The sequence below is a fragment of the Nocardioides nanhaiensis genome (assembly GCF_039542785.1).
GTDB lineage: Bacteria > Actinomycetota > Actinomycetes > Propionibacteriales > Nocardioidaceae > Nocardioides > Nocardioides nanhaiensis.
The window spans coordinates 1,117,478-1,141,817 of the sequence record NZ_BAABIM010000002.1 but is presented as its reverse complement, the minus strand read 5'-3'; the positions used below and the strand labels follow the sequence as shown (position 1 = coordinate 1,141,817).

The following is a 24,340-nucleotide window of genomic DNA, read 5'->3' as shown; positions in this document are numbered from 1 at the left end:
GGTGAGCGAGATGAGTACGCAGATCCCCCACGGCACGGTCCCGGCCGGCTCCACGGACGGCTGGACCGACAAGAAGCGCTACCTGTGGCTGATCGGCCTGGTGGTGCCCTCGCTGGCCTTCCTGGCCTACGGGCTGTGGCTCGCCACCGGCCTGGGCTTCTGGTTCTGGATCGGCCCGGTCGTGATCCTCGCGGTCGTGCCGGCCATCGACCTCGTGGCCGGCCTGGACCGCTCCAACCCGCCGGACGACGTCATCGAGGCGCTCGAGCAGGACCGGTACTACCGCTGGGTGACCTACCTGTTCCTGCCGATCCAGTACCTCGGCTTCGTGGGCGCGATGTACCTGATCGCCCGCGGCGACCCGCTGGGCATCGGTGGCGACCTCACGATCGTGGACAAGATCGGTCTCGCGGCCTCGATCGGCTGCATCGGTGGCATCGGCATCAACACCGCCCACGAGCTGGGCCACAAGCGCGAGGCCAACGAGCGCTGGCTCTCCAAGATCGCCCTCGCGCAGAGCTTCTACGGCCACTTCTACATCGAGCACAACCGCGGCCACCACGTGCGCGTCGCCACCCCCGAGGACCCTGCGAGCAGCCGGCTGGGCGAGAACTTCTACCAGTTCTGGCCCCGCACGGTCGCCGGCTCCCTGAAGAGCGCCTGGCACCTGGAGAAGAAGCGCTACGCCCGCAAGAAGACCCACCCCTTCCACCTCGGCAACGACGTGCTCAACGCCTGGCTGATGTCGGCCGTGCTCTGGGGTGCGCTGCTGGTGTGGCTCGGCGTCGGCATCCTGCCGTTCCTGCTGGTCCAGGCCGTGATCGGCTTCTCGCTGCTCGAGGTCGTCAACTTCATGGAGCACTACGGGATGCTGCGCCAGAAGGTCGGGCGCCCCGGCAAGGAGCGCTACGAGCGGGTCGACCCCTCGCACTCGTGGAACTCCAACAACATCGCCACCAACGTGCTGCTCTACCACCTGCAGCGCCACAGCGACCACCACGCCAACCCCACGCGGCGCTACCAGACGCTCCGCGACTTCGAGGAGAGCCCGGTGCTGCCCACCGGCTACGCCGGCATGATCGTGCTGGCCCTGGTGCCGCCGCTGTTCCGCAGGGCGATGGACCAGCGCGTCGTCGACCACTTCGGCGGCGACGTCACGCTGGCCAACATCCACCCGCCGAAGCGCGAGAAGATCCTGGCGCGCTACGGCGTCGCGGCCAGCGCCCCCGCCTCCACGCCCGCTGTTGCCGCGAGCCCGACCGAGACCGAGACCGTCGTCGACGAGGTGATGGCGATGCGCTGCCCCGGGTGCGGCTACACCTACGAGGTCGAGGTGGGCAACGAGCTCGAGGGCTTCGCCGCCGGCACCGCGTGGAAGGACATCCCGCGCGACTGGTGCTGCCCCGACTGCGGCGTCCGCGAGGCCGCGGACTTCGTCCCCGCCACGAAGGTCGAGGCGTGAGCATGAGGATCAGCGTCGACTACGACAAGTGCGAGGGCCTCGGCATGTGCGAGGCCATGGCGAGCGACTACTTCGAGCTCGACGACGACGAGCAGATGCACGTGCTCGACGAGAACCCGCCGGAGAGCGACCGGGCCCACGTGCACGCCGCCGTGCAGGCCTGCCCGGTGCTCGCGCTGACGCTGGCCGACTGACTGGCCGACCCCGACCTCGCGGCGGGCACTCCCCCCGGGCACGCCCCGCGCCCGCCGCGAGTCGCACGCGAAGGGAGCCCCAGGTGACGGCGACTACGCTGGCCGACGTGGAGCGCTCGGGGAGGGACGCGACGGCCGTGGCCGCCCCGCCGTCGAGCCCGCCCACCACCCGCGAGCGTGTCGTTGCCGCCGCGGTGGTGATGACCGCCGAGGTCGGCTGGTCGCAGGTGACGATGGCCAAGCTCGCCGAGCAGGTGGGCGTGAGCCGGCAGACGGTCTACAACGAGATCGGCACCAAGCCGCAGCTGGCCGAGGCGATGATCCTGCGCGAGCTGGACCGCTTCATGGGCATCGTCAGCGTGGCGTTCGACCGCCACCCCGACGACCTGGTGGCCGCCATCGGGGAGGCCTCGAGGCTGGTGCTCGAGCACGCCCAGGACAACCACCTGCTGCACGCCGTGGTCTCGGCGACTCACGGGGCCGACACCGAGCTGCTGCCGCTGCTGACCACGCACGCCGACTCGCTGCTCGACGCCGCCAAGCTGGTGATCGCCGAGCGGCTCGAGCCCTACGCCGTCGGCCTGGGCAGTGCCCGGCTCGGCGCCGCGATCGACATGGTGGTGCGGGTGGTGCTGAGCCACGTGATGCAGCCCTCCGGCACCCCCGGCGAGACAGCGGCCGACATCGCCTGGATCGCCGCCCGGGTGCTGCGCCCCGACCACGAGGGCTGACGCCGGCTCGCCACGTCAGGCGGCCTCGCCGGTGCGCGCGCCCTCGCGCGAGCGCTCCACGGCCTCGGCGAAGGCGCGCCGGACGTAGGGCGGCACCGCCAGCCCCCGCTCGCGGGCGAACAGCAGCTCGCGCTCCACGCGCGCGATCGAGGCCGTGAAGTCGTCGAGCTGCTCGGTGATGCCCAGGCTGGCCATCAGGTCACCGAAGTCGGCCGACTGGGCGGGGGAGTAGACGCCCACCGGTGCGAACGAGATGGCCCGCAGCCGCCGCACCAGCCACCGCTGCCAGGTGGCGAGGGTGGCCCAGTGCGCCCGCGCCGAGAGCCGGTAGAAGGCGAAGTGCCCGGGCTCCTGCCGCCTGATCCGTGCCACCGCGGTCTGCGCCACGGCGTGCTCGCCCATCTCCACGAGCCCCTCGTGGAGCAGGTTGTAGGCCAGCACCGCCGACCGCTCGGTGGCCACGTCGGTCAGGTAGTAGAGCATCCGGCTGACGTCCTGGAGCGCGGGAAGGTGCCCGAGCGCGCCGAGGACGCGGATCTTGGTGCCCACGCCGCCCAGGTCGGGCGCGGCGCCGTCGCGGCCGAGACGGCGCTGCGGCTCGTCGAGGATCTCGCCGTGGCGCACCTCCTGCGGGTGCCACACGTCGCGGAAGAAGCGCACGTCGATCTCGGGCGGGTCGGGCAGGAGCACCGCCAGCTCGACGACGTTGCGGTCGACCTCGAGCTCGACCCGCGCCATGTAGTCGAGCACGTGGCCGAACCGCTGCGCGAGCAGGTCGGGCCGGCGCACCTCGAAGTCCACCGCGGCCATGTCGATCGGGGGGTGCTCGTCTGCCAGCCGGTCGACGTGCTCCCCAGGCGCCGCTGCGCGACCTGCGGATCCACCCGCTAAGGCTAGGTCCACGCGGTGGTGGTCGTGAAGGCTCCCGTGACGGGCGCCACGTACGCTGGGCTGACCGCGGGTCGGGCTGCGGGTCCGAGACGAGCAGCAGCGGCGCGAGGGAGCGGGGGTGGTGGCGGTGCGCATCCGTCGCGCGTGGGCCTCGGTCGCCCTCACGGCGCTGGTCGTGGCCGGCGCCGCGTGCCAGCCCGGCGCCCGCGAGGGCGAGGACCCCGGCGCCGACGGCTCGGCGTCCGGGCAGCAGCCGGGGACAGATGATCCCAGCGCCAGCCCCGTGGGCGACGGCGCCGCCACCGCCCTGCCCGACGACCCCTCGGCCACCGCCATCCCACCCGGCACGACCATCGACCCCGCGATGGCCGTCGATCCGCCCGCACCCTTCCGCGCGCCCACGGCCAACCCCGACATCCTGATCGCGAGCGACGCCTCGCTCGACCCCGAGGTGATCACGCGGATCGCCGAGATCGACGGCGTCGCCGAGGTGCTGCCGATCGGGGTCGGTCAGGTCGTCGTCGAGAGCCGGGTCTACGACCTCGCGATCGTCGACCCCGGCACCTACCGCCGCTTCGTCAGCGCCGAGGCCGCCACCAACGACGAGATCTGGGAGCGGGTCGCGGGCGGTGAGCTGGGCGTGCTGCCCGCCGTCCAGCGTCGGCTGCCGATCAACGCCGAGGAGTTCGTCCGCCTGGGCACCGACGGCGAGGACCCCATCATCCACGTGGGCGCCTACGCCCCGCAGATCCCCACGATCGAGCTGGTCGCCAACGCCAAGTGGGGTGAGAAGCTCGGCATCCCGGAGACCAACGCGCTGCTCGTCTCCACCGGCACCGGCACCCCGCAGGCGGTGCGCGAGGAGGTGCAGGAGGCCATCGGCTCCGACCTCGCGCCGCAGATGCTCGACATCGCCAGCCGGCGGGGGCTCGACCCCGACGTGTTCCAGACCGTCGTGCCCGTGGGCACCTTCGCCGACGCCGTCGGCACCTTCACCTACACGCCCACCGGCGGCGGCCGCATCGAGCCGGCCGCCTCATGGGTGCGCGAGCACATCGTCACCGAGACCGTCCCGATCCTGGGCCAGGTGACCTGCAACAGGTACCTGATGCCGCAGCTGAAGGCCGCTCTGCAGGAGATCGTGACCACCGGGCTGGCCGACGAGATCAACCCCGACGAGTACGCCGGCTGCTACTACCCGCGCTTCATCGCCGGCTCCACCTCGCTCTCCAACCACTCCTTCGGCCTCGCCCTCGACATGAACGTGCCCGGCAACCTGCGCGGCACGGTGGGCGAGATGGACCGGGGCGTCGTCGCGATCTTCAAGAAGTGGGGCTTCGCCTGGGGCGGCGACTGGAGCTACACCGACCCCATGCACTTCGAGCTGAGCCGGATCGTCAACCCCGGCTGACCTCCTGGCCGACGCGATCGCGCTGCTCAGGAAGATCCGGTCCGAGGCGATCTCAGGTGCCGAGCGCCCGGCGCACCTCGCCGGCGACCATCGCCATCGTCTCCCGGGCGAGCGCCAGGTCGTGGGAGAGCCAGTAGTGGTCGGCGCCGGGGGTCAGGTGCAGGGTCACGGGGACGCCGGCCTCGCGCAGCCGGGCCGCGTAGCGCTCGCCGTCGGGTCGCAGGGTGTCGCGCTCGGCGACCATCACGACCGCGGGCGGTAGGCCGGTGAGGTCCGGCGCGAGCACGGGGGAGGCGTAGGGCTCCGAGCGGCGGGCGGCGTCGGGGAAGTACACGCGCCGCACCAGGGCGCGCAGCTGCGGCGAGATCATGCCCGGGCCGGTGGGCAGGTCGGAGGCGAGGTCGAGCGCGGGCACGCCCAGCACCTGCAGCACGGGGGTGAAGCTGCCCAGGTCGCGCGCCTGCAGGCAGGTCGCGGCCGCGTTGCCGCCGCCGGAGGAGAGCCCGCTGACGGCCACGGGACCGCCCTGCTCCGCGACCCACGCGGCGGCGTCGTGGCACTGCTCCTGCGCCACCGGGTAGGTGACGTAGGGCGCGGTGCGGAAGTCGACGTTGACGACGGCGCACCCGGCCTCGGCCGCCAGGTAGCGGCACCAGAAGTCGTCCATCGCGGGATGGCGCATCAGCCACGCTCCGCCGTGGAAGTGGACGACGCTCGGGGCCCCCAGGTCGCCGTAGACGTGCACCGGGATCCGGCCGTGCCGGGTGGGCACCCGGTGGCGTCGCGGCGCCGGCAGGTCGGTGCCGGCGAACCGCAGCTCCTCGCCGTAGCGCACGGTGAAACGCGCGGTGGCGTGCATCAGCGCGGCGGAGAGCAGGTCGGTGGGGCGTCGCACGCCGGGTGGTTCGGCGCCGACGCCCCACCGGACGGGTCAGCCCATCGTCTTCTGACCGTCGAGGGCCTCGCGCAGGATGTCGGCGTGGCCGGCGTGCTGGGCGGTCTCGCCGACGACGTGGGTGATCACGCGGCGCACGCTGCGGGTGCCGCCGGGCTCGAACCACGGGGCGGGCGGCAGCGGCCAGGCGTGGTCGAGGTCGAGGGTCGCCACCAGGCGGTCGGCGCGCGCGGCCACCTCCTCGTACTGCGCCAGCACCCCGGCCAGCGTCTCCTCGGGCAGCAGGGTGAACTCCGCGGCGCGCGCGGCCAGCTGCTCCTCGCTGGGGCCCTCGCCACCGTCGGTGGAGAAGCCCTCCGGCGCACCGTGCTCAGCGAAGTCGAGCCACCCCGCCTCGGTGAGCATCACGTGCTTGACCAGCCCGCCGAGCGTCAGCTCGCTGACGGTGGTGCGCTGACGCGCCTGGTCGTCGCTGAGGCCGGCCACGGTGTGGCGCAGGAAGAAGCGCTGGGTGTGCAGGCTCTCCAGCAGGTCGCGGCGCTCCTGGTCGATGTCGTCGGTGCGGGTGTCGGTCTGGTCGTGGGTCGTCATGGGTCGATCGTCGCGGCCGCTGCGGTCGGTTACCGGCCTCAATCGACATCCATCTCGACGACGTCGCGCCGTGGCCGCCGACGGCGGCTCGGCAGTGGCCGCTACCGTGCCCGCATGCGCGCAGTCCAGGTCCTCACCACCACCGGCCCCGACGACCTCCAGGTCACCGACGTCCCCGAGCCCACCGCCGGGGCGGGCGAGGTGCTGGTGGAGGTGCACAGCGTCGGCGTCTCGTTCCCCGACCTGCTGCTGAGCCGCGGCGAGTACCAGATGAAGCCCGAGCCGCCGTTCTCCCTGGGTGTCGACGTCGCCGGCACCGTGGTGAGCGGCGAGGGCTTCGAGCCGGGGCAGCGGGTCGCTGCGGTGGCCGGGTGGGGTGGCGCCCAGGAGCTGGCCGTGCTGCCGGCCGACGCCGTCTTCGCGCTCCCCGACGAGCTCTCCTTCGACGAGGGCGCCGCCCTGCCGATGAACTACCTCACCGCGCAGTTCGCGCTCGCCGAGCGCGCCGGGCTCGGCGTCGGTGAGACCGTGCTCGTGCACGGCGCCGCGGGTGGCGTCGGCACCGCCACGATCCAGGTCGCACGCGGCATGGGCGCGCGCACGATCGCCGTGGTCAGCACCGAGCAGAAGGGCGAGGTGGCCCGCGCCGCCGGAGCCGACGAGGTCGTGCTGCTCGAGGGCTTCAAGGACGCCGTCAAGGAGCTCACCGGCGGCCAGGGCGTCGACGTCGTGCTCGACGTCGTCGGCGGCGACGCCTTCACCGACTCGCTGCGCTGCCTGGCCACCCAGGGCCGCCTGCTCGTGGTCGGCTTCGCCGCCGGCCAGGGCATCCCCGAGGTCAAGGTCAACCGGCTGCTGCTCAACAACGTGGACGTGCGCGGCGTCGGCTGGGGCGCCTACGCGATGGCGCGCCCCGGCTACATGCACCAGCAGTGGGAGGCGCTCGTGCCGATGATGGCCAGCGGCGTCGTCAAGCCCCCCATCGGCGCCACCTACGCCATGGAGGAGTTCGGCAGGGCACTGGTCGACATGGACCGGCGCCGCACGCTGGGCAAGTCCGTCGTCCGCATCCGCGACTGACCCGCGACCGACCCGCGACTGACGGCGCCCCCGGCCCCCGCACGGGGCTCCTCTACGCTCGGTCGGGTGAGCATCCTCGACGACGCCCGCGCGGGCATGGACCCCGACATCCGGCCGCAGGACGACCTGTTCGGCCACGTGAACGGCCGCTGGCTGGCCGAGACCGAGATCCCCGAGGACCGCTCGGCCTGGGGCTCGTTCGTGCTGCTGGCCGAGGCGGCCGAGGCCCACGTGCGCGAGATCGTGGAGGACTGCGCCGCCGGCCGGATCGACGCCGAGCACGGCGAGGACGCCCGCAAGATCGGCGACCTCTTCGCCTCCTTCATGGACACCGCGGCCGTCGACGCCGCCGGCACCCGCCCGATCGCGCCGCTGCTCGCCGCCGTCGAGGCGCTGCGCGACGTGCGCGACCTGGCGGCGTTCCTCGGCGAGTTCGAGCGCATCGGCGGCTACGGCCTGTTCGGCTCCTACGTCGACACCGACGCCCGCGACTCCGACCGCTACCTCTTCCACCTGGGCCAGGGCGGCCTGGGCCTGCCCGACGAGAGCTACTACCGCGAGCCCAAGTTCGAGGAGACCCGCGGTGCCTACGTGGGCTACCTGGCCCGCCTCTTCGAGCTGGCCGGGCAGACCGACCCGCAGGCCGCCGCGGCCACGGTGCTGATGATCGACACCCGCCTGGCCGAGGGCCACTGGGAGCGCGCCGAGACCCGCGACGTGCAGAGGACCTACAACCTGCTCACCGGTGCCGAGCTCGAGGCGCTGTGCCCGGCGTTCGACTGGAACGCCTACATCACCAACCTGGGTGCGAGCGCCGCCGACATCGACGTCGAGCAGGTGCTCGGCGAGGTGATCGTGCGCCAGCCCTCCTACTTCGAGCACCTCTCGGGCGTGCTCCGCCAGGTCGGCATCGAGGACTGGAAGGTGTGGCTGCTCGCGCACGTGCTGCGCTCGAGCGCCGCCTACCTCACCGACGACTTCGTGGAGGCCAACTTCGACTTCTACGGCCGCACCCTCAACGGCACCCCCGAGCTGCGCGCCCGCTGGAAGCGCGGCATCACCCTGGTGGAGGGCGCGCTCGGCGAGGCCGTGGGCCGCGAGTACGTGGCGCGCCACTTCCCGCCGCAGGCCAAGGCCCAGATGGACGAGCTGGTCGCCAACCTGCTCGAGGCCTACCGCCAGTCCATCTCGCGGTTGGACTGGATGACCGAGGAGACCAAGCAGCGCGCCTACGAGAAGCTCGCCATCTTCCGGCCCAAGATCGGCTACCCCGACCGCTTCCGCGACTACTCGGCGCTGCAGGTGCGCTCCGACGACCTGCTCGGCAACGTCGCCGCGGCTTCGGCGTTCGAGACCGACCGCCAGCTGCGCAAGATCGGCGCGCCTGTCGACCGTGACGAGTGGTTCATGCTGCCGCAGACCGTGAACGCCTACTACAACCCGGGCACCAACGAGATCTGCTTCCCCGCCGGCATCCTGCAGCCGCCCTTCTTCAGCGTCGACGCCGAGCCGGCCGAGAACTACGGCGGCATCGGGTCGGTCATCGGCCACGAGATCGGCCACGGCTTCGACGACCAGGGCGCCCAGTACGACGGGCAGGGCAACCTCAACGACTGGTGGACCGCCGACGACAAGGCCGCCTTCGAGGTCAAGTCCCGTGCCCTGATCGAGCAGTACGACGGCTTCGAGCCCCGCACCCTGCCCGGCGAGCGGGTCAACGGCTCGCTCACCGTGGGCGAGAACATCGGCGACCTCGGCGGCATCACCATCGCCCACACCGCCTACCTGATCTCGCGCGGCGGCGAGGCCGACGAGGACGAGCGCCGCCGGCTCTTCCTCTCCTTCGGCAACATCTGGCGCACCAAGCGCCGCAAGGAGCAGGAGCTGCAGCTGCTCACCATCGACCCGCACAGCCCCGCCGAGTTCCGCGCCAACATCGTGCGCAACCTCGACGAGTTCCACGAGGTCTTCGGCACCCGCGAGGGTGACGGCCTGTGGCTCGACCCCGAGGCGCGGGTCCGCATCTGGTGACCACGGACGACCGGGGGTGACCCGTCCGGGTCATCCCCCGGCTCCGTTCGGACGGCGTCGCCACGATCCGGGCCGGCTCCGCGCGCGATCGGCGTAGGTTGCCGCGGTGACCCCCACCTCCCCCCGGGTGCGGCGGCCGGCGCGGACCCCCGCCGCGCTGACCGTCGTCGCGACCCTCCTCGGCCTCACCGTGCTCCTCGACCCCGGCCCGCCCGAGCTCGGGCGGACGACCCTGGTCCACCACGCCGACCCGCCCGGCCCGGTCAACGCCCAGAGCACCTACAAGTGGGGTCGCCCCACCTGGCAGGACGAGTGGGAGGACGGACGACGCGGGCCCTACCGCGTCGAGGGTCCCGGGCTCGTGCGCGCCCAGCACGGGATGCTGACCCTGAACACCACCGGCGCCGGCACGGTCACCGCCATCCGCCGGGTGCGCGGCCACGCCACCGGGCGGTGGGAGATCCGGCTGCGCAGCAAGCAGTTCTCCACCGGTGCCACTCCCTTCACCGTGCGCACCGAGCTGGTGCCCGCCGGCAAGCGCGAGCAGCACTGCGGCGCCCAGGACGTCGGGCTGGTCAGCTACACCTTCGGCGACAGCGACGCCGACTTCTGGGTGCGCAACCTGCCCGACCTCGAGCTCGGCGCCTCGGAGGCGCTCGACCTGACCGACGGGCAGTGGCACACCTTCGGCGTCGAGGTGACCGACCGCAGCGTCACCTGGTTCGTCGACGCCCACGCGGTGCGCCGCGACCGCCGCGCCGCCGCGCTCTCGGGCGTGCCGCTGACGGTGCGGTTCTCCATGCTCGCGCCGGAGGCGACGCGGATGAACCCGAGCCGGATGCAGATGGACTGGCTGCGCTACTTCCTGCTGGACCGCGAGAACGCCCTGCCCATCGACGCGCCGCGCCTCGCGCGGACCACCCACGAGGGCGCCTGCTGAGCGCCCGGCGCGAGCGCGACCTGGCGACGGTGCTCAGCGCCGTCGTCACGGGCGCGCCCGCGCCGACCGCCCCCGGGGAGCAGGAGGCGGCCTTCGCCGGCGTCCTGCAGGCGCTCGCGCTCGTGTGGTCGGGCTGCTGGGAGGAGGCGCACCGGGCGCTGGCCGCGACACCCGCGCCGGCGGTCGACGACGCCGGTGCGCGGTGGCTGCGCGCGGCCGTGACGCTGTGGACCGCCGCGGCCGACCCCACGTCCGGCTCCGCCGACGCGCTCGCCGTGCTGCAGGGCCCGCCGGACGGTCGGTCCGGCGACCTGCTCGGCGACCTGTCCGGCGACCTGTCCGGCGCCGTGCCCGACGTCGGGGACGCGGTGCAGCGCACCGCCGCCTACCTGTTGGTCGAGGGAGCGCTGGCCCACGCGCGGCTCGACCTCGCCCAGGCCCTCGCCGAGCGGTGTGGCGAGCGGCTCTGGCAGGCACCGCTGCTGCCCGGTGCCGAGGCCTTCGACCCCGTGGTGCAGCTGTGCCGTGCGCGCCTGGCGGCCTTCCGGGGCGAGGTGGATCTCGCCGAGCGCCTGCTCGCGGCGATCACGCCGCCCGAGCACCCCCGCGTGGCTGCCCTGGTGGCCGCCACGCGCTGCCTGGTGCTGGGCAACGCCCTGCAGCCGGCGCAGGTGCGCCGCCTGGTGGCCAAGGTCGACGCGCTGCTGCCCGACCCGCCGCAGGGCGACCTGGTGGTCGCCGGCTGCCAGATGCTCGTCGCGTTCGGGCTGATCGCGCTCGGCGAGGTCACGGCGGCCGCCCGTCGGGTCCTGCTCGCCGGCGGCGACGCCGCGCTGTCGCGGCTCGACGTCGTCGACCGGGCGCTGGGGCTGGAGATGCTGGTGGCCCTCGCGGCGGACGCCGAGGACCTCGACGCGGCGGAGGCGTGGCTGGTCCAGCTGCTGCCGCTGCTCGCCAGCCCCATCGCCGACTCCACGGTGCTGCGCGCCGTCAGCCGGGTGGCGCTGCTGGCCGGTCGCGTCGAGGAGGCGGTGGTGGCCGCGGAGGAGGCCGTCGCCCGGGCGCAGCGGGCCGATCGCCGGGTCGAGGCGGCCGAGGGCGGCATCGTGCTGGGGCGCGCCCGGCTGCGTGGTGGGTCGGGTGTGCGGGCGGATGCGGTGCACGCGCTCCAGGCGCTGGTCGACGACGCCGAGGGCACCGGCCTGCGGGCGGCGCGTCGCTCCGCTGCTCGCGAGCTGCGCCCGCTCGGACGGCGCCTGGCGCCGCTGGCCGGCAGCGGCTGGTCGAGCCTCTCCCCGCGCGAGACCGAGGTGGCGCGCCTGGTGGTGGCCGGTGCCACCAACCGCGAGGTCGCCGGACGGCTGCACCTCTCGCCGCACACGGTGCGCGCCCACGTCTCCCGCGTCCTGGCGGCCTTCGGCGTCGCCACGCGCGCGGAGCTGCCCGGGCGGGCGGGCGATGCGGCGCCTGGTGACACCGCGGTGGTGCCCGCCGGCGCCGCGGGCGGTGCGGTCCAGGCAGCGCCGCTGGGTCCGCTCACCGCGCGTCAGGCGGAGGTGGCGGTGCTGGTGGCGCGCGGACTCCCGGACGAGGCGGTGGCCGCCGCGCTCGGCATCAGCGTGCGGACGGTGCGCAAGCACCTGGGCGACGTCGCCGCCCGCTGGGGCCTGCACGGCCGGACGGCGGTCGCGCACGCGGTCGTCTCGGGGCGCTGGCGGCCCGGGGCTCCCCCCACCGGGGTGAGCGGCGAATAAGCCGTCCTGCCACTGTCGCGCCCGGGCGCGGGGCGCTGCACTGGTGGCATGCGCCCCGACCTCGCCCCGCGACGCCGTCCACGCTCCCGGGCGGTGGTGGCGCTGCCCGCGGTGCTGGTCGCCTGGTTGACCCTGACCGCGTGCGGCGGTGGAGGAGAGGAGGAGACCGGCGGCGGTGGGTCCGACGGAGGCTCGGGCGGGTCGGGTGCCGGGTCGGGCGGCGGTGACTGCGAGGTGTCGACGGAGGGCTACGAGCTGTTCAGCGACCCCGCGGTGACCACGGCACCGGAGGAGGGCGCGGTGTTCGGGGACGGCGAGAACCAGCTGACGTTCGTCGACTCGGGCTACGACGAGGCGCAGAGTCCCGCCTACGGCTACGACCTGAGCTACGTCGAGGACGGCCAGGCCTTCCCGATGTCGGGCGGGTTCCTCGAGGGCGAGGGCGGCGAGGTCACCACGGTCGACAGCGTCTTCACCTCGGAGGCCGACGGGCGCCCTGGCCTGCTGACCCTCACGCGCACGACCACCGACGGCGCGACCGCGACCCTGGGCGTCTACTGCATCACGATCGCCGTCGACGAGTAGGCCGGCATCCGTCCATCGGTGCAGCGCCTGACAGTTGTGCAAGTGTGTAATCATGTAAGCATGACCGAGGAGACCATTCACGAGCGGGTGCACGGCTGGTTCGCGGGCCGGCTGCCCGCCGCGTGGCAGCACACCCCCGTCGTCACCACCGTCGACCGCGAGGAGGTCACGGTCCTGCTCTCCGTGGCCGACGTCGAGCTGGCCGGGGCCGGCGAGGCCGCCCTGGCCGAGGCCCGTGCCGGCCGCGCGAAGGCCGTGCGCGAGGAGACCCGCGAGCAGCGCATGGAGATCGCCCGCGAGGCGCAGCACCGCTTCGAGCGCACGGTTTCGTGGGGGGTCCGCGTCGGGGAGGGGGAGCAGGCGCACACCGAGCTGTGGACCCACGTCGCCGCGCCGGTGATGACCCGGCTGCGCCAGCCGCAGCGGCAGGTGCTCGACACCCTGGTGGACGCCGGCGTCGCGCGCTCGCGCTCGGACGCCCTCGGGTGGTGCGTGCGCCTGGTGGGCCAGCACGAGGGCGACTGGCTCGCCGAGCTGCGCACCGCCATGGAGTCGGTGGACGACGTGCGCCGGCGCGGGCCCGCTGCCTGACCGGCTCCTTGCGCGGGCCCGACGCCGGCCTGACTCGGGCCTGACGCGGGCCTGACGCGGGCCTGCGCTCAGCCCTCGCAGGCCCGGCGCAGCTCGGCGTCGCAGTCGTCGCGGCCGGCGCCGCCGTCGGCGCGGTCACGGCCCGTGCCGCCGAGCAGGTGGTCGGGACCGCGGCCGCCGACGAGTCGGTCGTTGCCGCCCTCGCCGAGGACCCACTGCTCGCCGCCCCCGCCCACCAGCACGTCGTCGTCCTGCCCGCCGTAGAGGTAGGCGAAGGTCGTGCTGCTGTAGATCCGGTCGCGCCCCGCCTGGCCGCGCAGCTCGGCCTCGGCGTAGCCGGTGCGGAAGAAGGCGATCCGGTCGTCGCCGGTGCCGCCGTAGACGATGAAGGCGCCGCAGATGCGGTCGTCGCCGCCGCCGGCCTGCACCTCGGTGCCGGCGTCGCCGGCGACGATCACGTCGTCGCCGGGGGTGCCGCGCAGGAGTCCGGTGCCCCGGATCGTCGCGGTCTCGCCGAAGCACGTGGGGGCGGCCGCGGCGCTCGGTGCGCTGGTCGCGGCGTCGGTGGGGGCCTGGCCGGTGAGCACGGCCGCCACCGCGGCCGCGGCGACGGCGGCGGCGCCCAGGGTGCGGGGGAGCAACGAGCGGTGGGTGGCCAGGTGCGTGCGAGGGGTCATGGGTTTCCTTCCCGAGGGTGCGCCGAGGTGCGCTCACGAGTAGGACGCGCGGGGGTGCCTGGTGGTTCGCTCCCATCGTCGAGAGGTTGCCAGGGGGCAGTCGCCCAACTTCTCGGCCGAAGTATCGATCGGTGAGTTCCGCGTTCTCACGTGGTCGTGGGATCGCCCCGCCTCCCGTGCGCCCCATTCACCACAACAGTCACAACGGAACCTCCGGACCCACCACGCCTCCCCGGCGCACCGTCCCTGCGGAGGGCCGGCGCCGTCCGTCGGTGGCCGCTGGTAGACAGAGCGCATGCCCGATCCCGCCGGTCCCGCCGATCCCACGGTCACCGCCGACGCCACGACCGACGCCCCGGCGGTCGAGGTCGCGCGCGAGGAGGCCGAGCGGCACCTGCGCGCGCTGGTCGGCCGCGAGGAGGCGGTGCTGCGCGACGACCAGTGGGTGGCCATCGAGGCGCTGGTGGCGCACCGGCGCCGCGCCCTCGTCGTCCAGCGCACCGGGTGGGGCAAGTCGGCGGTGTACTTCGTGGCCACGCTGCTGCTGCGCGCCCGCGGCGCCGGCCCCACCGTCATCGTCAGCCCCCTGCTGGCCTTGATGCGCAACCAGATCGCGGCGGCCGAGCGCGCCGGCATCCGCGCGGTCACCATCAACTCCACCAACCTCGAGCAGTGGGAGCAGGCGCACGCGGCGATCGCCGGCGGTCAGGTCGACGTGCTGCTGGTCAGCCCCGAGCGGCTCAACAACCCCGGGTTCCGCGACGAGGTGCTGCCCCGCCTGGCCGCCACCTGCGGCCTGCTCGTCGTCGACGAGGCGCACTGCATCTCCGACTGGGGGCACGACTTCCGTCCCGACTACCGCCGCATCGCCACACTGCTGGACGAGCTGCCCACGGGCATCCCGGTGCTGGCCACCACCGCCACCGCCAACGCGCGGGTCACCGCCGACGTCGCCGAGCAGCTGGGCCACGAGGCGCTGGTGCTGCGCGGCTCGCTCGACCGGGAGTCGCTGCGGCTCGGCGTGGTGCGGCTGAGCACCGCCCAGCAGCGGCTCGCCTGGCTGGCCGACCACCTCACCGAGCAACCCGGCTCCGGCATCGTTTACTGCCTCACCGTGGCCGCCACCCAGGAGGTGGCCGACTACCTGCGCTCGCGCGGGCTCGACGTCGCCGCCTACTCCGGCCAGACCGAGCAGACCGAGCGGCTGCGCCTCGAGGAGGACCTTGCCGCCGGGCGGGTCAAGGCCCTGGTGGCCACCAGCGCGCTGGGGATGGGCTTCGACGCCGCGCTCGGCTTCGTCGTGAACCTCGGGGCACCCTCCTCGCCGGTGGCCTACTACCAGCAGGTCGGCCGCGCCGGTCGCGGTCTGCCGCCGGGCCAGAGCGCCACCGTGGTCCTGCTGCCCGCGACCGAGGACCGCGACATCTGGGCCTACTTCGCCTCGGTCGGCTTCCCGCGCGAGGAGCTGGTGCGCCAGACCCTCGAGGCGCTGGAGTCCTCCGGGCGGGTGATGAGCACCGCGGCGCTCGAGACCCACGTGGAGCTCAACCGCACCCGGCTCGAGACGATGCTCAAGGTGCTCGACGTCGACGGCGCGGTGCGCCGGGTGCGCGGCGGCTGGGAGGCCACCGGGCAGCCGTGGGTCTATGACGCCGAGCGCTACGCACGCCTGCGCGAGGCCCGCGAGCGCGAGCAGAGCGCCATGCTCGAGTACCTCTCCACCGACCGCTGCCGGATGCTCTTCCTGCGCGAGCAGCTCGACGACCCCGAGGCGCAGCCCTGTGGGCGCTGCGACAGCTGCGGCGGCCTGGAGCTGCCCGGCGAGGTCTCCGCGGAGTCGGTCGAGGCAGCCGAGCAGCGGCTCTCCCGCCCCGGCGTGCCCGTCGAGCCCCGGCGCCAGTGGCCCACCGCGTTGGGCGAGCTCGGCGTCAGCCTCAAGGGCAAGATCCGCACGCCGGCGCAGGAGGGGCGCGTGGTCGCCCGACTCACCGACCTGGGCTACGGCACCGCCCTGCGCGACCTGTTCCGCGAGGACGGCGAGGGCACCCCGCTCACCCCCGACGCCACCGTGCCCGTCGGCCTGGTGCGCGCGGTCGTCGAGGTGCTCCAGGAGTGGCAGCCGCGCGTCTCGGCGATCGTGCACGTGGAGTCGGTGCGCCGACCCACCCTGGTGGCCGACCTCGCCGCCGGGCTCTCGCGCTACCTGCAGGTGCCGGTGGCGGGGCGCTTCGCCGTCGTCGACCCGGGCGTCGCGCCCGGCCGCGGCGCCACCAACTCACCCCAGCGGATCGCCGCCGTGCGCCGTCGTCACGCCCTGCAGCTCGACGAGCCGTTGCCCGAGGGCGCCTCCGTGCTGCTGGTCGACGACCTCGTGGCCTCGGGCTGGACCCTCACCCTGGCCGCCCACGACCTCACCGAGGCCGGCGCCGACCAGGTGCTGCCGCTGGCGCTGGCCACCCGCGCCTGAGCGGTCGGCCCGCCGACCGGCTCAGTGACCCGCCACCAGGGCCGGGTCGATCTCCCGCGTGATCTTGCGGCGCGGCAGGAAGAACGCCGGCACCAGGCACAGCGCCACGAGTGCGGTGCCCACCCAGAAGGCGTCGCCGAAGGACTGTGACATGCCGGCCAGCGCGGAGGCCACGAAGTCGCCCATCTGCGCGGGGTCCTGGGGCAGGCCGCTCGGGTCGCCCTCGAGGCTCTGGCGCATCGCCTCGGCCTCGGCGCTGCGGTTGAAGCCGTTGGTGAGCAGCACCGAGAACAGCGCGGTGCCGATCGAGGCAGCCACCTGCTGGGTGATGTTCATCAGCGTCGAGCCGCGGGCGATCTCGGCGTCGGCCAGGCTGGCCAGCGCCGAGGTCATGATCGGCATCATCGTGCCGCCCATGCCCAGACCCATCACGAACAGCGCGGCCAGCAGGTAGAGCGTCGAGGGCTCGGTGGCCGTGGCCACCATCGCGCCGGCCGAGGAGGTGTCCACCGAGATCGCGCCGGCGCCGACGCCCACCCGGGTGAACATCCCCATGCCGACGACGATCAGACCGATGCCGGCCATCACGATCTTGCCGGGGCCGATCTTGTCGGTGAGCACGCCGGCGATCGGCATGGTGAGCATCGCGCCGATGCCCTGGGGCGCCAGCAGCAGGCCGGCCGAGAGCGTCGTCTCGTCGCGGATCAGCAGGAAGTACTGGGGGAACAGCAGGCTGGCGCCGAAGAACGCGATGGCGAACAGCGACATCGCCAGCACCGCGACCGTCAGGTTGCGGTTGCGGAACAGGTGCAGGTCCATCAGTGGGTGCTCCGGCGCAGCGAGCAGGGTGCGCAGCACGAACGCGACGATCAGCACCAGCCCGACAGCCGCGGTGGCGAGCACCTTGGCCGCCCACACGGTGCCCTCCTCGGGGATGCTGGAGACGCCGTAGAGGAACAGCGCCAGGCCCGGCGAGAGCAGCAGCATGCCGACGAAGTCGAAGGTCTCCGAGGGGCTGACCCGGTCCGGGGGCAGCACGACGGCGGCGTAGACCAGCGCGGCGACGCCGATGGGCAGGTTGATCAGGAAGATCCAGTGCCAGCTGGCGATGTCGATCAGCCAGCCGCCGAGGATCGGGCCGAAGATCGGGCCGAGCAGCATCGGAACACCGAGCACCGCCATCACGCGGCCCACTCGCTCGGGCCCGGCGGCGCGGGTCATGATCGTCATGCCCAGCGGCATCAGCATGCCGCCGCCGAGGCCCTGGACCACGCGGAAAGCGGTGAGCGTCTGGACGCTGTCGGCGGCCGCGCAGAGCACGGAGCCGGCGGTGAACAGCACCAGCGCCAGCATGTAGAGGCGCTTGGTGCCGAACCGGTCGGCGGCCCAGCCGCTGAGCGGGATCACGGTGGCCAGCGCCAGGGTGTAGCCCGTCATCGTCCACGCGGTCTGCGCGGGCGTGGCGGAGAAGTCGCGCTGGAACTCCTGCTGGGCGACGCTGACGACGGTGATGTCGAGGATCGACATGATGGCGCCGAGGACGACGACGCCGGCGACCATCAAGGTGGCGCGGTCGAGCTTGTCGGAGCCGGCGCCGGCGGGCGAGCCGGGCTCGGGCGTGGGGTCCACGGGGCGGGTCGGGGTGCTCACCGGGGAAGGCTAGGCGCCGATGGTTGCTCGAGTCATCCGACTTTGGTCGCTGCGGAGCGTGGGATCGACCACTCGACGACGCCGGTGGGCGGTTGTCGGTGCCGGTCGTTACCGTCGGGTGCTCGCCGTCGGAGGAGACGGTGGAGTCGCCAGGAGGGGGTCGGGTTGAGCTTCGTGCCGCTGACCGGCCCCGCCACGCTGCGCCCGGCCATGCCCCCGCGCGAGTCGGTCGTCGTCTTCACCGACGGCGAGCGCGGCCGGCGCTCGGTCGAGCTGCCGGTGCGCGCGGCGATCCCGGTGCTGACCCGTGCCCGGGCCACGGCGGCCGAGCAGCAGCACCCCAGCGTGGCCCTGCTGGCGGGCAGCGCCCTGCTGGCGCTGCAGGTGGTGGCCAGCGGCCGCTTCGAGCCCTCGGCCGACGGCGACTCGTGGCGCACCGGCCGGCTGCACCCGCACGACCAGGAGCGGGTGCTGCGGCTCGCGCAGGCGCGCCGCCCCGCCGAGCTCGACGACGCCGGCGCCGAGCGGGTGGTGCGTGCGATGCTCGAGGCCGTCGTCGACACCCTGCCCCGGGCCACCCCGGCGGCCTCCTCGCTCACCGCGGCGCCCGTCCCGCGGCCCCGCGACGCCGCCGGCGCCCGGCCCGACTTCCAGGAGCGGCTGGCCGCGCGGCTGCGCCGTCACCGCGCCGACCCGGCCGAGGCCGCCGAGGCCGGTGGCACGCCGGACGAGCTGCCGCAGCTGGTGCGCATCTCGTTGCGGGTCGAGGCCGCGGAGGAGGACTTGCGCCTGGGCGGGGTGCGAGTGGTGCTGCAGGTGCACGACGAGCGCGACCCGCTGCACGTGTGCGACGCCGCCGAGCTCTTCGCCGAGACCGGGTCGGAGGAGCCGGGCGGGCACGGGTTCGGGCCGCGTGCCCGCACCCACGCCGCCATCGCGCTGCGGGCGGCGGCCGAGGCGTGGCCGGTGCTGGAGCGGATGCTCGAGCTGCGGGTGCCCGACGAGCTCTCCCTCGACGGCGACGAGGTCGCCGGCCTGCTCGAGCACGGCGTCGGGGCGCTGCGCGAGCGCGGCGTCGACGTGCTGTGGCCGCGCAGCCTGGGGCGCGACCTGACGGCCTCCGCGGTCCTGGAGCGTCGGCCCTCGCCGGGTGGCCCGAGGCCCACGTCCGGTGTGCGCGAGGAGCCGCTGCAGGACCCGCTGCTCGGCACCGAGGCGATCTTCGGGTTCACCTGGCAGCTGGCGCTGCACGGCGAGCCGCTCACGCAGACCGAGATGGACCAGCTGGCGGCGGCCGCCTCGCCGGTGCTCAAGCTGCGCGGCAGCTGGACGGTCGTCGACCCCGCGCTCGCCCGCAAGGCGCGCAAGCGACTGCTGCGCACGGTCACCCCGGCCCAGGCGGTGGCCGCGGCACTGACCGGCGTCGTCGAGGTCGGGCCCTCGGCGGAGGCGGAGGAGGTGCCGGTCGTCGTGGGGGCCTCGGTGCTGCGGGTGCGCGAGCAGCTGCTGGCCGCCGCCACCCGCGAGCCGGTGCCGCCGCCGGCGGCGCTGCGGGCCGAGCTGCGGGAGTACCAGCGCCATGGCCTCACCTGGCTGGCCGACCTCACCGCGCTCGGGCTCGGCGCCTGCCTGGCCGACGACATGGGGCTGGGCAAGACCGTCACGGTGATCGCGCTGCACCTGCACCGGGCCGAGCTCGCGAGGGCCGAGGGAGGCGAGCCGGGCCCCACGCTCGTCGTGTGCCCGGCCAGCCTGCTGGGCAACTGGGAGGCGGAGGTCGAGAAGTTCGCCCCCGGCACCCCGGTGCGCCGCTTCCACGGCAGCGCCCGCGACCTCGCCGGCGTCGGTGAGGGCAGCGGGGGGTTCGTCCTCACCACCTACGGCACCATGCGGCGCGACGTCGAGGCGCTGGCGCAGGTGCCGTGGGACCTGGTGGTGGCCGACGAGGCCCAGCACGTGAAGAACCCGCGTGCCTCCACCGCGCGGATGCTGCGACGCATCCCCTCGCGGGCGCGCGTGGCCCTGACCGGCACCCCGGTGGAGAACGAGCTGGTCGAGCTGTGGGCGATCCTCGACTGGTGCATCCCGGGGCTGCTCGGCAGCCGCAACGCCTTCCGCAAGGCGTGGGCCCAGCCGATCGAGTCGGGCAAGGAGCCGGCCAAGGCCGCACAGTTCGCCGAGCTGGTCGGGCCGTTCCTGCTGCGCCGTCGCAAGTCCGATCCCGGCATCGCCCCCGAGCTGCCGCCGAAGACCGAGACCGACCACCTGCTGGGGCTCACGCGCGAGCAGGTGGTGCTCTACGAGGCGTTCGTGCGCGACACGATGGAGCGCATCGAGCGCGCCGACGAGGACGCGCGCCGCGGCATGGTGCTGGCGCTGCTCACCGGGCTCAAGCAGATCTGCAACCACCCCGCCCAGTTCCTGCGGCAGTCCGGTGCGGTCCGGCTGCGCGGTCGCTCCGAGAAGCTCGAGCTGCTCGACGAGCTGCTGGCCACGATCCTGGCCGAGGACGGCGCCGTGCTGGTCTTCACCCAGTACGTGGCGATGGCGCGCCTGCTGGTCGACCACCTGGCGGCCGCCGGCGTGCCCCACCAGCTGCTGCACGGCGGCACGCCGGTGCGCGAGCGCGAGCAGATGGTGGCGCGCTTCCAGGCCGGCGAGGTGCCGGTGTTCCTGCTCTCGCTGAAGGCGGGCGGCACCGGCCTCAACCTCACCCGGGCCGACCACGTGGTGCACGTGGACCGCTGGTGGAACCCGGCGGTCGAGGAGCAGGCCACCGACCGCGCCTACCGGATCGGGCAGACCCGGCCCGTGCAGGTGCACCGCCTGGTCACCCGCGGCACCGTCGAGGAGCGGGTCGCCCAGCTGCTGGCGCGCAAGCAGGCGCTGGCCGACGCCGTCCTGGGCCGCGGCGAGGCCGCGCTCACCGAGCTCAGCAACGAGGAGCTGCGCGACCTCGTGGCCCTGCGTCCGTCCGCCCGGCCCTCGGCACGTCCCGGCTCCGGCGAGTCGGGGTGAGTGCGTGGTGAGCCCGCTCGTGCACCCGCCGCTCGCCCCGCGACGAGGCGGCGCGCGCGCCGTCAGCTGGTGGGGCCGCGCGTGGGTGCGGGCGCTGGAGGAAGCCGCCTACGGCGAGCCCGACCTGCGACGCGGCCGCGCGCTGGCTCGGCAGGGCGGGGTGGGCGGCATCGCCGTCGAGGCAGGTTCGGCGGTCGCCGCCGTCACCGAGCGGGACCGGCTGCACACCGTCCAGCTGCGGCTGCCGGTGCTCGAGCAGGAGGGCCGGGCCTCGCTGGTCGAGGTGGTCGCAGCCCAGGTGGGGCGACTCGGGGCGCTGCTCGGCGGCGACCTGCCGCACGATCTCGTCGAGCACGCCGAGGAGCTCGGCGTCGAGCTGCTGCCGTTCGGCGGCGAGCTCGAGACGACGTGCACGTGCGAGGCGTGGACCGACCCGTGCCCGCACGCCCTCGCCCTGCTCAGCCAGCTGGCGTGGCTGGTCGACTCCGACCCCTTCGTGCTGCTGCACCTGCGCGGCGTGCCACGCGAGGAGCTGCTCGCCGCCCTGCACGCCCGCGGCGACCCGGGTCCGCGGCGCCCGGGTGCTGCCGCCGGATCCCACGGGTCCGAGGACCCGGCGCTCGACGTCGCCCTGGATGCCGCCGAGCGCGCCGCGCGCATCCTCGAGCTGACCGAGGACCCCACGGCCGGCGTCGAGCACCTGCTCTAGCTGCTCTGGCTGCTCTTGCGGCGGGCTGCGTGGCGGAGGCTAGAACTCGAGCACGCCGCAGACGTTCTCCACGAGCGTGCGCCAGGTGGGGGTGAGCACCGAGCCGTACTCGGTGGGCGAGATGTCGTTGTCCTCCTGCAGCAGCCGGATGCGCTGCTCGGTGGTCTCGTCGTAGCGGCCGGTGACGTCGCGGGCCTCGAAGTAGGGCCCCGGCTCGCCGCGCTCCTCGCGGTCGTCGTCGAGGTCGACCAGCAGGCCCTGCAGCGAGCGGACCCAGATGGCGTTGCCGGGGTCGACGAGCATGCCCGGCACCAGCTCGGGGAAGGTCACCACCGGCAGCACGCAGGGGCACCGCACGTAGCTGTCGTTCCCGCTGGTCAGGTTGGTGACGGCGTCACCCTTGTTGTTCTCCAGCATCCGCAGCTCGCACGGCTCGGGCATGGAGTCGTAGGGCCCGGCGTAGACGACGTACTCGGGCACGTCGTCGGGGCGGGACCCGTAGCGCGTCGGGCAGGAGTCGTCGGTGCGCAGGTAGCGCAGCCCCAGGTCGCCGGAGTTGGCGACGGCACTGGCCAGCGGGGGAGCGGAGTCGCCGCGGGCGACCACCAGCAGCGCCTCGCCGGTGCACTCGAGGTCGACCAGCGGGATGCCGAGGTGCAGGGGGTCGTTGAACGACTCCGCGGCCGGCGTCCCGCCCTGGTCGGGGGGCGCCACGAAAGCGGTGGCGATGCCCGCGGCCGCTCCGACCACGCCCGCCACCACCGGCAGCAGGACCCTGACCCGACGCCCGCCACCCATCGGGTCAGCCTACGTCCATCCCGGCGTCCAACCCGAGCGCCCGCTCGGCCATGCCGCGCAGCAGCGCGCGCATCTCGGGGCCGGGCAGCCGGGCGCTGTGCGGGGTGGAGTTGATCAGCCCGAAGACGGCGTGCGCGGTGGCTCGCGCCGTCGCCGGGGCGAGGTCGCCGTCGAGGCGGCGCAGCTGGTCGGCCCAGGTGTCGACGTAGGAGCGCTGCAGCCGCCGCACCTCCTCGCGGGCGTCGTCGGGCAGCGCGCTCCAGTCGCGGTCCTGCAGCACGATGGTGGCGCGGCGGGTGAGCGCGAACTCCACGTGCCAGGCCACCAGGGCGCGCAGCGCGGCGGCGGCGTCGGGCGCCTCCTCGACCCGCTCGCGCCCGACCGTGAGCAGCTCGCGGCTGACCGAGACCAGGATCTCGGCCAGCATCGCGTCCTTGGAGGCGAAGTGCTTGTAGAGGGCCGGCCCGGAGATCCCGCACGCCCGGCCGAGCTCGGCCACGCTGACGCCGTGGAAGCCGCGGGCCGCGAACAGGTCGGCCGCCGTCGCGAGCAGCTGCTCGCGCCGCGAGGGCTCGCTCCCCACCACCGGGGCCTCGCGGGTGCTCACCGGCTCAGGTTAACCCGCGTTAACGCCCACCCGGCTCTCGTGCGCACGGGTGGGACGCCGACCCGTGCGCAGTCAGGACGGGTCGGCGGTCGAGCCGTGCGTACTCGGGCCGGGTCGGCGGTCGAGCTGTGCGTACTCGGGCCGGGTCGGCGGTCGAGCCGTGCGTCGTCACGACGGGTCGGTGAGGAAGGCGCGGACGCGGTCGAGGTAGCCCGGGGGTGTGAGGAGGAAGGAGTCGTGGCCGTGGGGTGAGCTGAGCTCGGCGTGCTCGGCGCGGACGCCGAGGGCGCGCAGCTGCTCGAGCAGGCGCAGGCTCTGGGCGGTGTCGAAGCGCCAGTCGGAGTCGAAGGAGGTCAGCTGGAAGCGGGTGCGGGTGCGCCGCAGGGCCTCGGCGGTGCGGGGGTCGGCGAAGGGGTCGACGTAGTCGAGCATCCGGGTCAGGTAGACGTAGGTGAGGGCGTCGAAGCGCTCGACGAAGCCCTCACCCTGGTGGCGCAGGTAGTGCTCCACCTCGAAGTCGGGCTCGAGCGACGGCGGTCCGTCGGCGCGGCGGGTGCGACCGAACTTGCCCTCCAGCGTCTGCGCGGCGACGTAGGTGATGTGGGCGGCCATCCGCGCGACCCTCAGCCCGGTGCGGGGGAGCGTGCCGTGCTCGAGGTAGCGCCCGCCGTGCCAGTCGGGGTCGCTGGTGATGGCCTCGCGGCCCACGGCGGAGAAAGCGATGTTCTCGGCGCTCAGGCGCGAGGAGGCAGCCACCACCACGGCGCGGTCGATGAAGCCGGGGTCGTCGATCACCCACTGCAGCACCTGCATCCCGCCCAGCGACCCGCCGACGGCGGCGTGGAGCCGTGCGACGCCGAGGTGCGCGAGCAGCCGCCGCTGCACGGCCACCAGGTCGCCCAGCGTGAGCAGCGGGAAGTCCGGTCCGTAGGGGCGGCCGGTGCGCGGGTCGGTGGAGGAGGGCCCGGTGGTGCCGCGGCAGCCCCCGAGCAGGTTGCTGGAGACGACGAAGTAGCGGTCGGTGTCGACCGGCAGGCCCGGGCCCACCATGGTCCGCCACCAGCCGCCCTCGCCGGCCGCGCGCGCGTCGCCGGTGAGGGCGTGGCACACGACGACGGCGTTGCCGCCGTCGTCGTCGAGCCGGCCGTAGGTCTCGTAGGCCACCTCCACCGGGGCCAGCGTGCGCCCGGAGGCCAGCACCAGCGGGTCGTCGTCGGTGGCGACGACGACCCGCCGGGTGCTGGGGGGCAGCGGGGCA

Annotated in this window: 21 protein-coding genes; 13 read left to right on the top strand and 8 right to left on the bottom strand. The window is 74.3% G+C overall.

Annotated features, from left to right (window positions below; genetic code table 11):
- The first annotated feature begins 10 nt into the window (after positions 1 to 10).
- The 3 genes from ABD948_RS13595 to ABD948_RS13585 all read left to right on the top strand — a co-directional run bounded on the left by ABD948_RS13595 (position 11) and on the right by ABD948_RS13585 (position 2,387).
- Positions 11 to 1,462, top strand: coding sequence for a fatty acid desaturase (locus ABD948_RS13595; protein WP_345266639.1), 1,452 nt, complete (start codon positions 11 to 13; stop codon positions 1,460 to 1,462).
- A 2-nt stretch (positions 1,463 to 1,464) separates the two neighbouring features.
- Positions 1,465 to 1,656: a ferredoxin gene (locus tag ABD948_RS13590; RefSeq protein WP_345266637.1), complete on the top strand. Its 192-nt coding sequence runs from the start codon at positions 1,465 to 1,467 to the stop codon at positions 1,654 to 1,656.
- 83 nt (positions 1,657 to 1,739) lie between these two features.
- Entirely contained in the window at positions 1,740 to 2,387 is a 648-nt protein-coding gene (locus tag ABD948_RS13585; RefSeq protein WP_345266635.1) for a TetR/AcrR family transcriptional regulator, read from the top strand.
- Between the two features lie 15 nt (positions 2,388 to 2,402).
- On the opposite strand, the gene ABD948_RS13580 is transcribed toward ABD948_RS13585, so the two are convergent.
- Entirely contained in the window at positions 2,403 to 3,197 is a 795-nt protein-coding gene (locus tag ABD948_RS13580; protein ID WP_345266633.1) for a GTP-binding protein LepA, read from the bottom strand.
- A gap of 208 nt (positions 3,198 to 3,405) precedes the next feature.
- On the opposite strand from ABD948_RS13580, the gene ABD948_RS13575 reads away from it, so the two are divergent.
- A complete protein-coding gene (locus tag ABD948_RS13575) occupies positions 3,406 to 4,689 on the top strand; it encodes a M15 family metallopeptidase (protein WP_345266631.1) in 1,284 nt (427 codons plus the stop codon).
- Positions 4,690 to 4,741: 52 nt separating this feature from the next.
- Here the strand turns inward: ABD948_RS13575 and ABD948_RS13570 are convergent, their stop codons facing one another.
- Positions 4,742 to 5,584 (bottom strand): alpha/beta hydrolase, encoded by an 843-nt coding sequence (locus ABD948_RS13570; RefSeq protein WP_345266629.1) that lies wholly within the window; start codon positions 5,582 to 5,584, stop codon positions 4,742 to 4,744.
- A gap of 36 nt (positions 5,585 to 5,620) precedes the next feature.
- A complete protein-coding gene (locus ABD948_RS13565; protein WP_345266627.1) occupies positions 5,621 to 6,175 on the bottom strand; it encodes a DinB family protein in 555 nt (184 codons plus the stop codon).
- Between the two features lie 114 nt (positions 6,176 to 6,289).
- Between ABD948_RS13565 and ABD948_RS13560 the strand changes: the two genes are divergently transcribed.
- The 6 genes from ABD948_RS13560 (at position 6,290) to ABD948_RS13535 (ending at position 13,156) form a co-directional block, all read left to right on the top strand.
- Positions 6,290 to 7,255, top strand: coding sequence for an NADPH:quinone oxidoreductase family protein (locus tag ABD948_RS13560; RefSeq protein ID WP_345266625.1), 966 nt, complete (start codon positions 6,290 to 6,292; stop codon positions 7,253 to 7,255).
- A gap of 66 nt (positions 7,256 to 7,321) precedes the next feature.
- Positions 7,322 to 9,286, top strand: coding sequence for a M13 family metallopeptidase (locus ABD948_RS13555; protein WP_345266623.1), 1,965 nt, complete (start codon positions 7,322 to 7,324; stop codon positions 9,284 to 9,286).
- A 106-nt stretch (positions 9,287 to 9,392) separates the two neighbouring features.
- Positions 9,393 to 10,226: a hypothetical protein gene (locus ABD948_RS13550; RefSeq protein WP_345266621.1), complete on the top strand. Its 834-nt coding sequence runs from the start codon at positions 9,393 to 9,395 to the stop codon at positions 10,224 to 10,226.
- Between the two features lie 29 nt (positions 10,227 to 10,255).
- A complete protein-coding gene (locus tag ABD948_RS13545) occupies positions 10,256 to 11,980 on the top strand; it encodes a helix-turn-helix transcriptional regulator (protein ID WP_345266619.1) in 1,725 nt (574 codons plus the stop codon).
- A gap of 48 nt (positions 11,981 to 12,028) precedes the next feature.
- Positions 12,029 to 12,565 (top strand): hypothetical protein, encoded by a 537-nt coding sequence (locus tag ABD948_RS13540; protein ID WP_345266617.1) that lies wholly within the window; start codon positions 12,029 to 12,031, stop codon positions 12,563 to 12,565.
- 60 nt (positions 12,566 to 12,625) lie between these two features.
- Complete coding sequence (locus tag ABD948_RS13535) at positions 12,626 to 13,156, top strand: hypothetical protein (RefSeq protein ID WP_345266615.1); 531 nt, start codon at positions 12,626 to 12,628, stop codon at positions 13,154 to 13,156.
- A 68-nt stretch (positions 13,157 to 13,224) separates the two neighbouring features.
- Here the strand turns inward: ABD948_RS13535 and ABD948_RS13530 are convergent, their stop codons facing one another.
- The gene (locus tag ABD948_RS13530; RefSeq protein ID WP_345266613.1) at positions 13,225 to 13,833 is read right to left on the bottom strand and encodes a calcium-binding protein; all 609 of its coding nucleotides are present in this window, start codon (positions 13,831 to 13,833) and stop codon (positions 13,225 to 13,227) included.
- 295 nt (positions 13,834 to 14,128) lie between these two features.
- Between ABD948_RS13530 and ABD948_RS13525 the strand changes: the two genes are divergently transcribed.
- Positions 14,129 to 16,300: a RecQ family ATP-dependent DNA helicase gene (locus ABD948_RS13525; protein WP_345266611.1), complete on the top strand. Its 2,172-nt coding sequence runs from the start codon at positions 14,129 to 14,131 to the stop codon at positions 16,298 to 16,300.
- A 21-nt stretch (positions 16,301 to 16,321) separates the two neighbouring features.
- Here the strand turns inward: ABD948_RS13525 and ABD948_RS13520 are convergent, their stop codons facing one another.
- The gene (locus tag ABD948_RS13520) at positions 16,322 to 17,950 is read right to left on the bottom strand and encodes a DHA2 family efflux MFS transporter permease subunit (RefSeq protein WP_345266609.1); all 1,629 of its coding nucleotides are present in this window, start codon (positions 17,948 to 17,950) and stop codon (positions 16,322 to 16,324) included.
- Between the two features lie 210 nt (positions 17,951 to 18,160).
- On the opposite strand from ABD948_RS13520, the gene ABD948_RS13515 reads away from it, so the two are divergent.
- Together ABD948_RS13515 and ABD948_RS13510 are read left to right on the top strand one after the other, a co-directional pair.
- Positions 18,161 to 20,968, top strand: a complete 2,808-nt coding sequence (locus ABD948_RS13515; RefSeq protein ID WP_425576597.1) for a DEAD/DEAH box helicase — start codon at positions 18,161 to 18,163, stop codon at positions 20,966 to 20,968.
- A 4-nt stretch (positions 20,969 to 20,972) separates the two neighbouring features.
- Positions 20,973 to 21,677 (top strand): SWIM zinc finger family protein, encoded by a 705-nt coding sequence (locus ABD948_RS13510; RefSeq protein WP_345266607.1) that lies wholly within the window; start codon positions 20,973 to 20,975, stop codon positions 21,675 to 21,677.
- Between the two features lie 39 nt (positions 21,678 to 21,716).
- Here the strand turns inward: ABD948_RS13510 and ABD948_RS13505 are convergent, their stop codons facing one another.
- From ABD948_RS13505 to metX, 3 genes are all read right to left on the bottom strand, one after another.
- Complete coding sequence (locus tag ABD948_RS13505; protein WP_345266605.1) at positions 21,717 to 22,475, bottom strand: hypothetical protein; 759 nt, start codon at positions 22,473 to 22,475, stop codon at positions 21,717 to 21,719.
- A 4-nt stretch (positions 22,476 to 22,479) separates the two neighbouring features.
- Positions 22,480 to 23,082 (bottom strand): SACE_7040 family transcriptional regulator, encoded by a 603-nt coding sequence (locus ABD948_RS13500; RefSeq protein WP_345266603.1) that lies wholly within the window; start codon positions 23,080 to 23,082, stop codon positions 22,480 to 22,482.
- Between the two features lie 168 nt (positions 23,083 to 23,250).
- The gene (gene metX / locus ABD948_RS13495) at positions 23,251 to 24,333 is read right to left on the bottom strand and encodes a homoserine O-acetyltransferase MetX (protein ID WP_345266810.1); all 1,083 of its coding nucleotides are present in this window, start codon (positions 24,331 to 24,333) and stop codon (positions 23,251 to 23,253) included.
- Between the last annotated feature and the right edge of the window lie 7 nt (positions 24,334 to 24,340).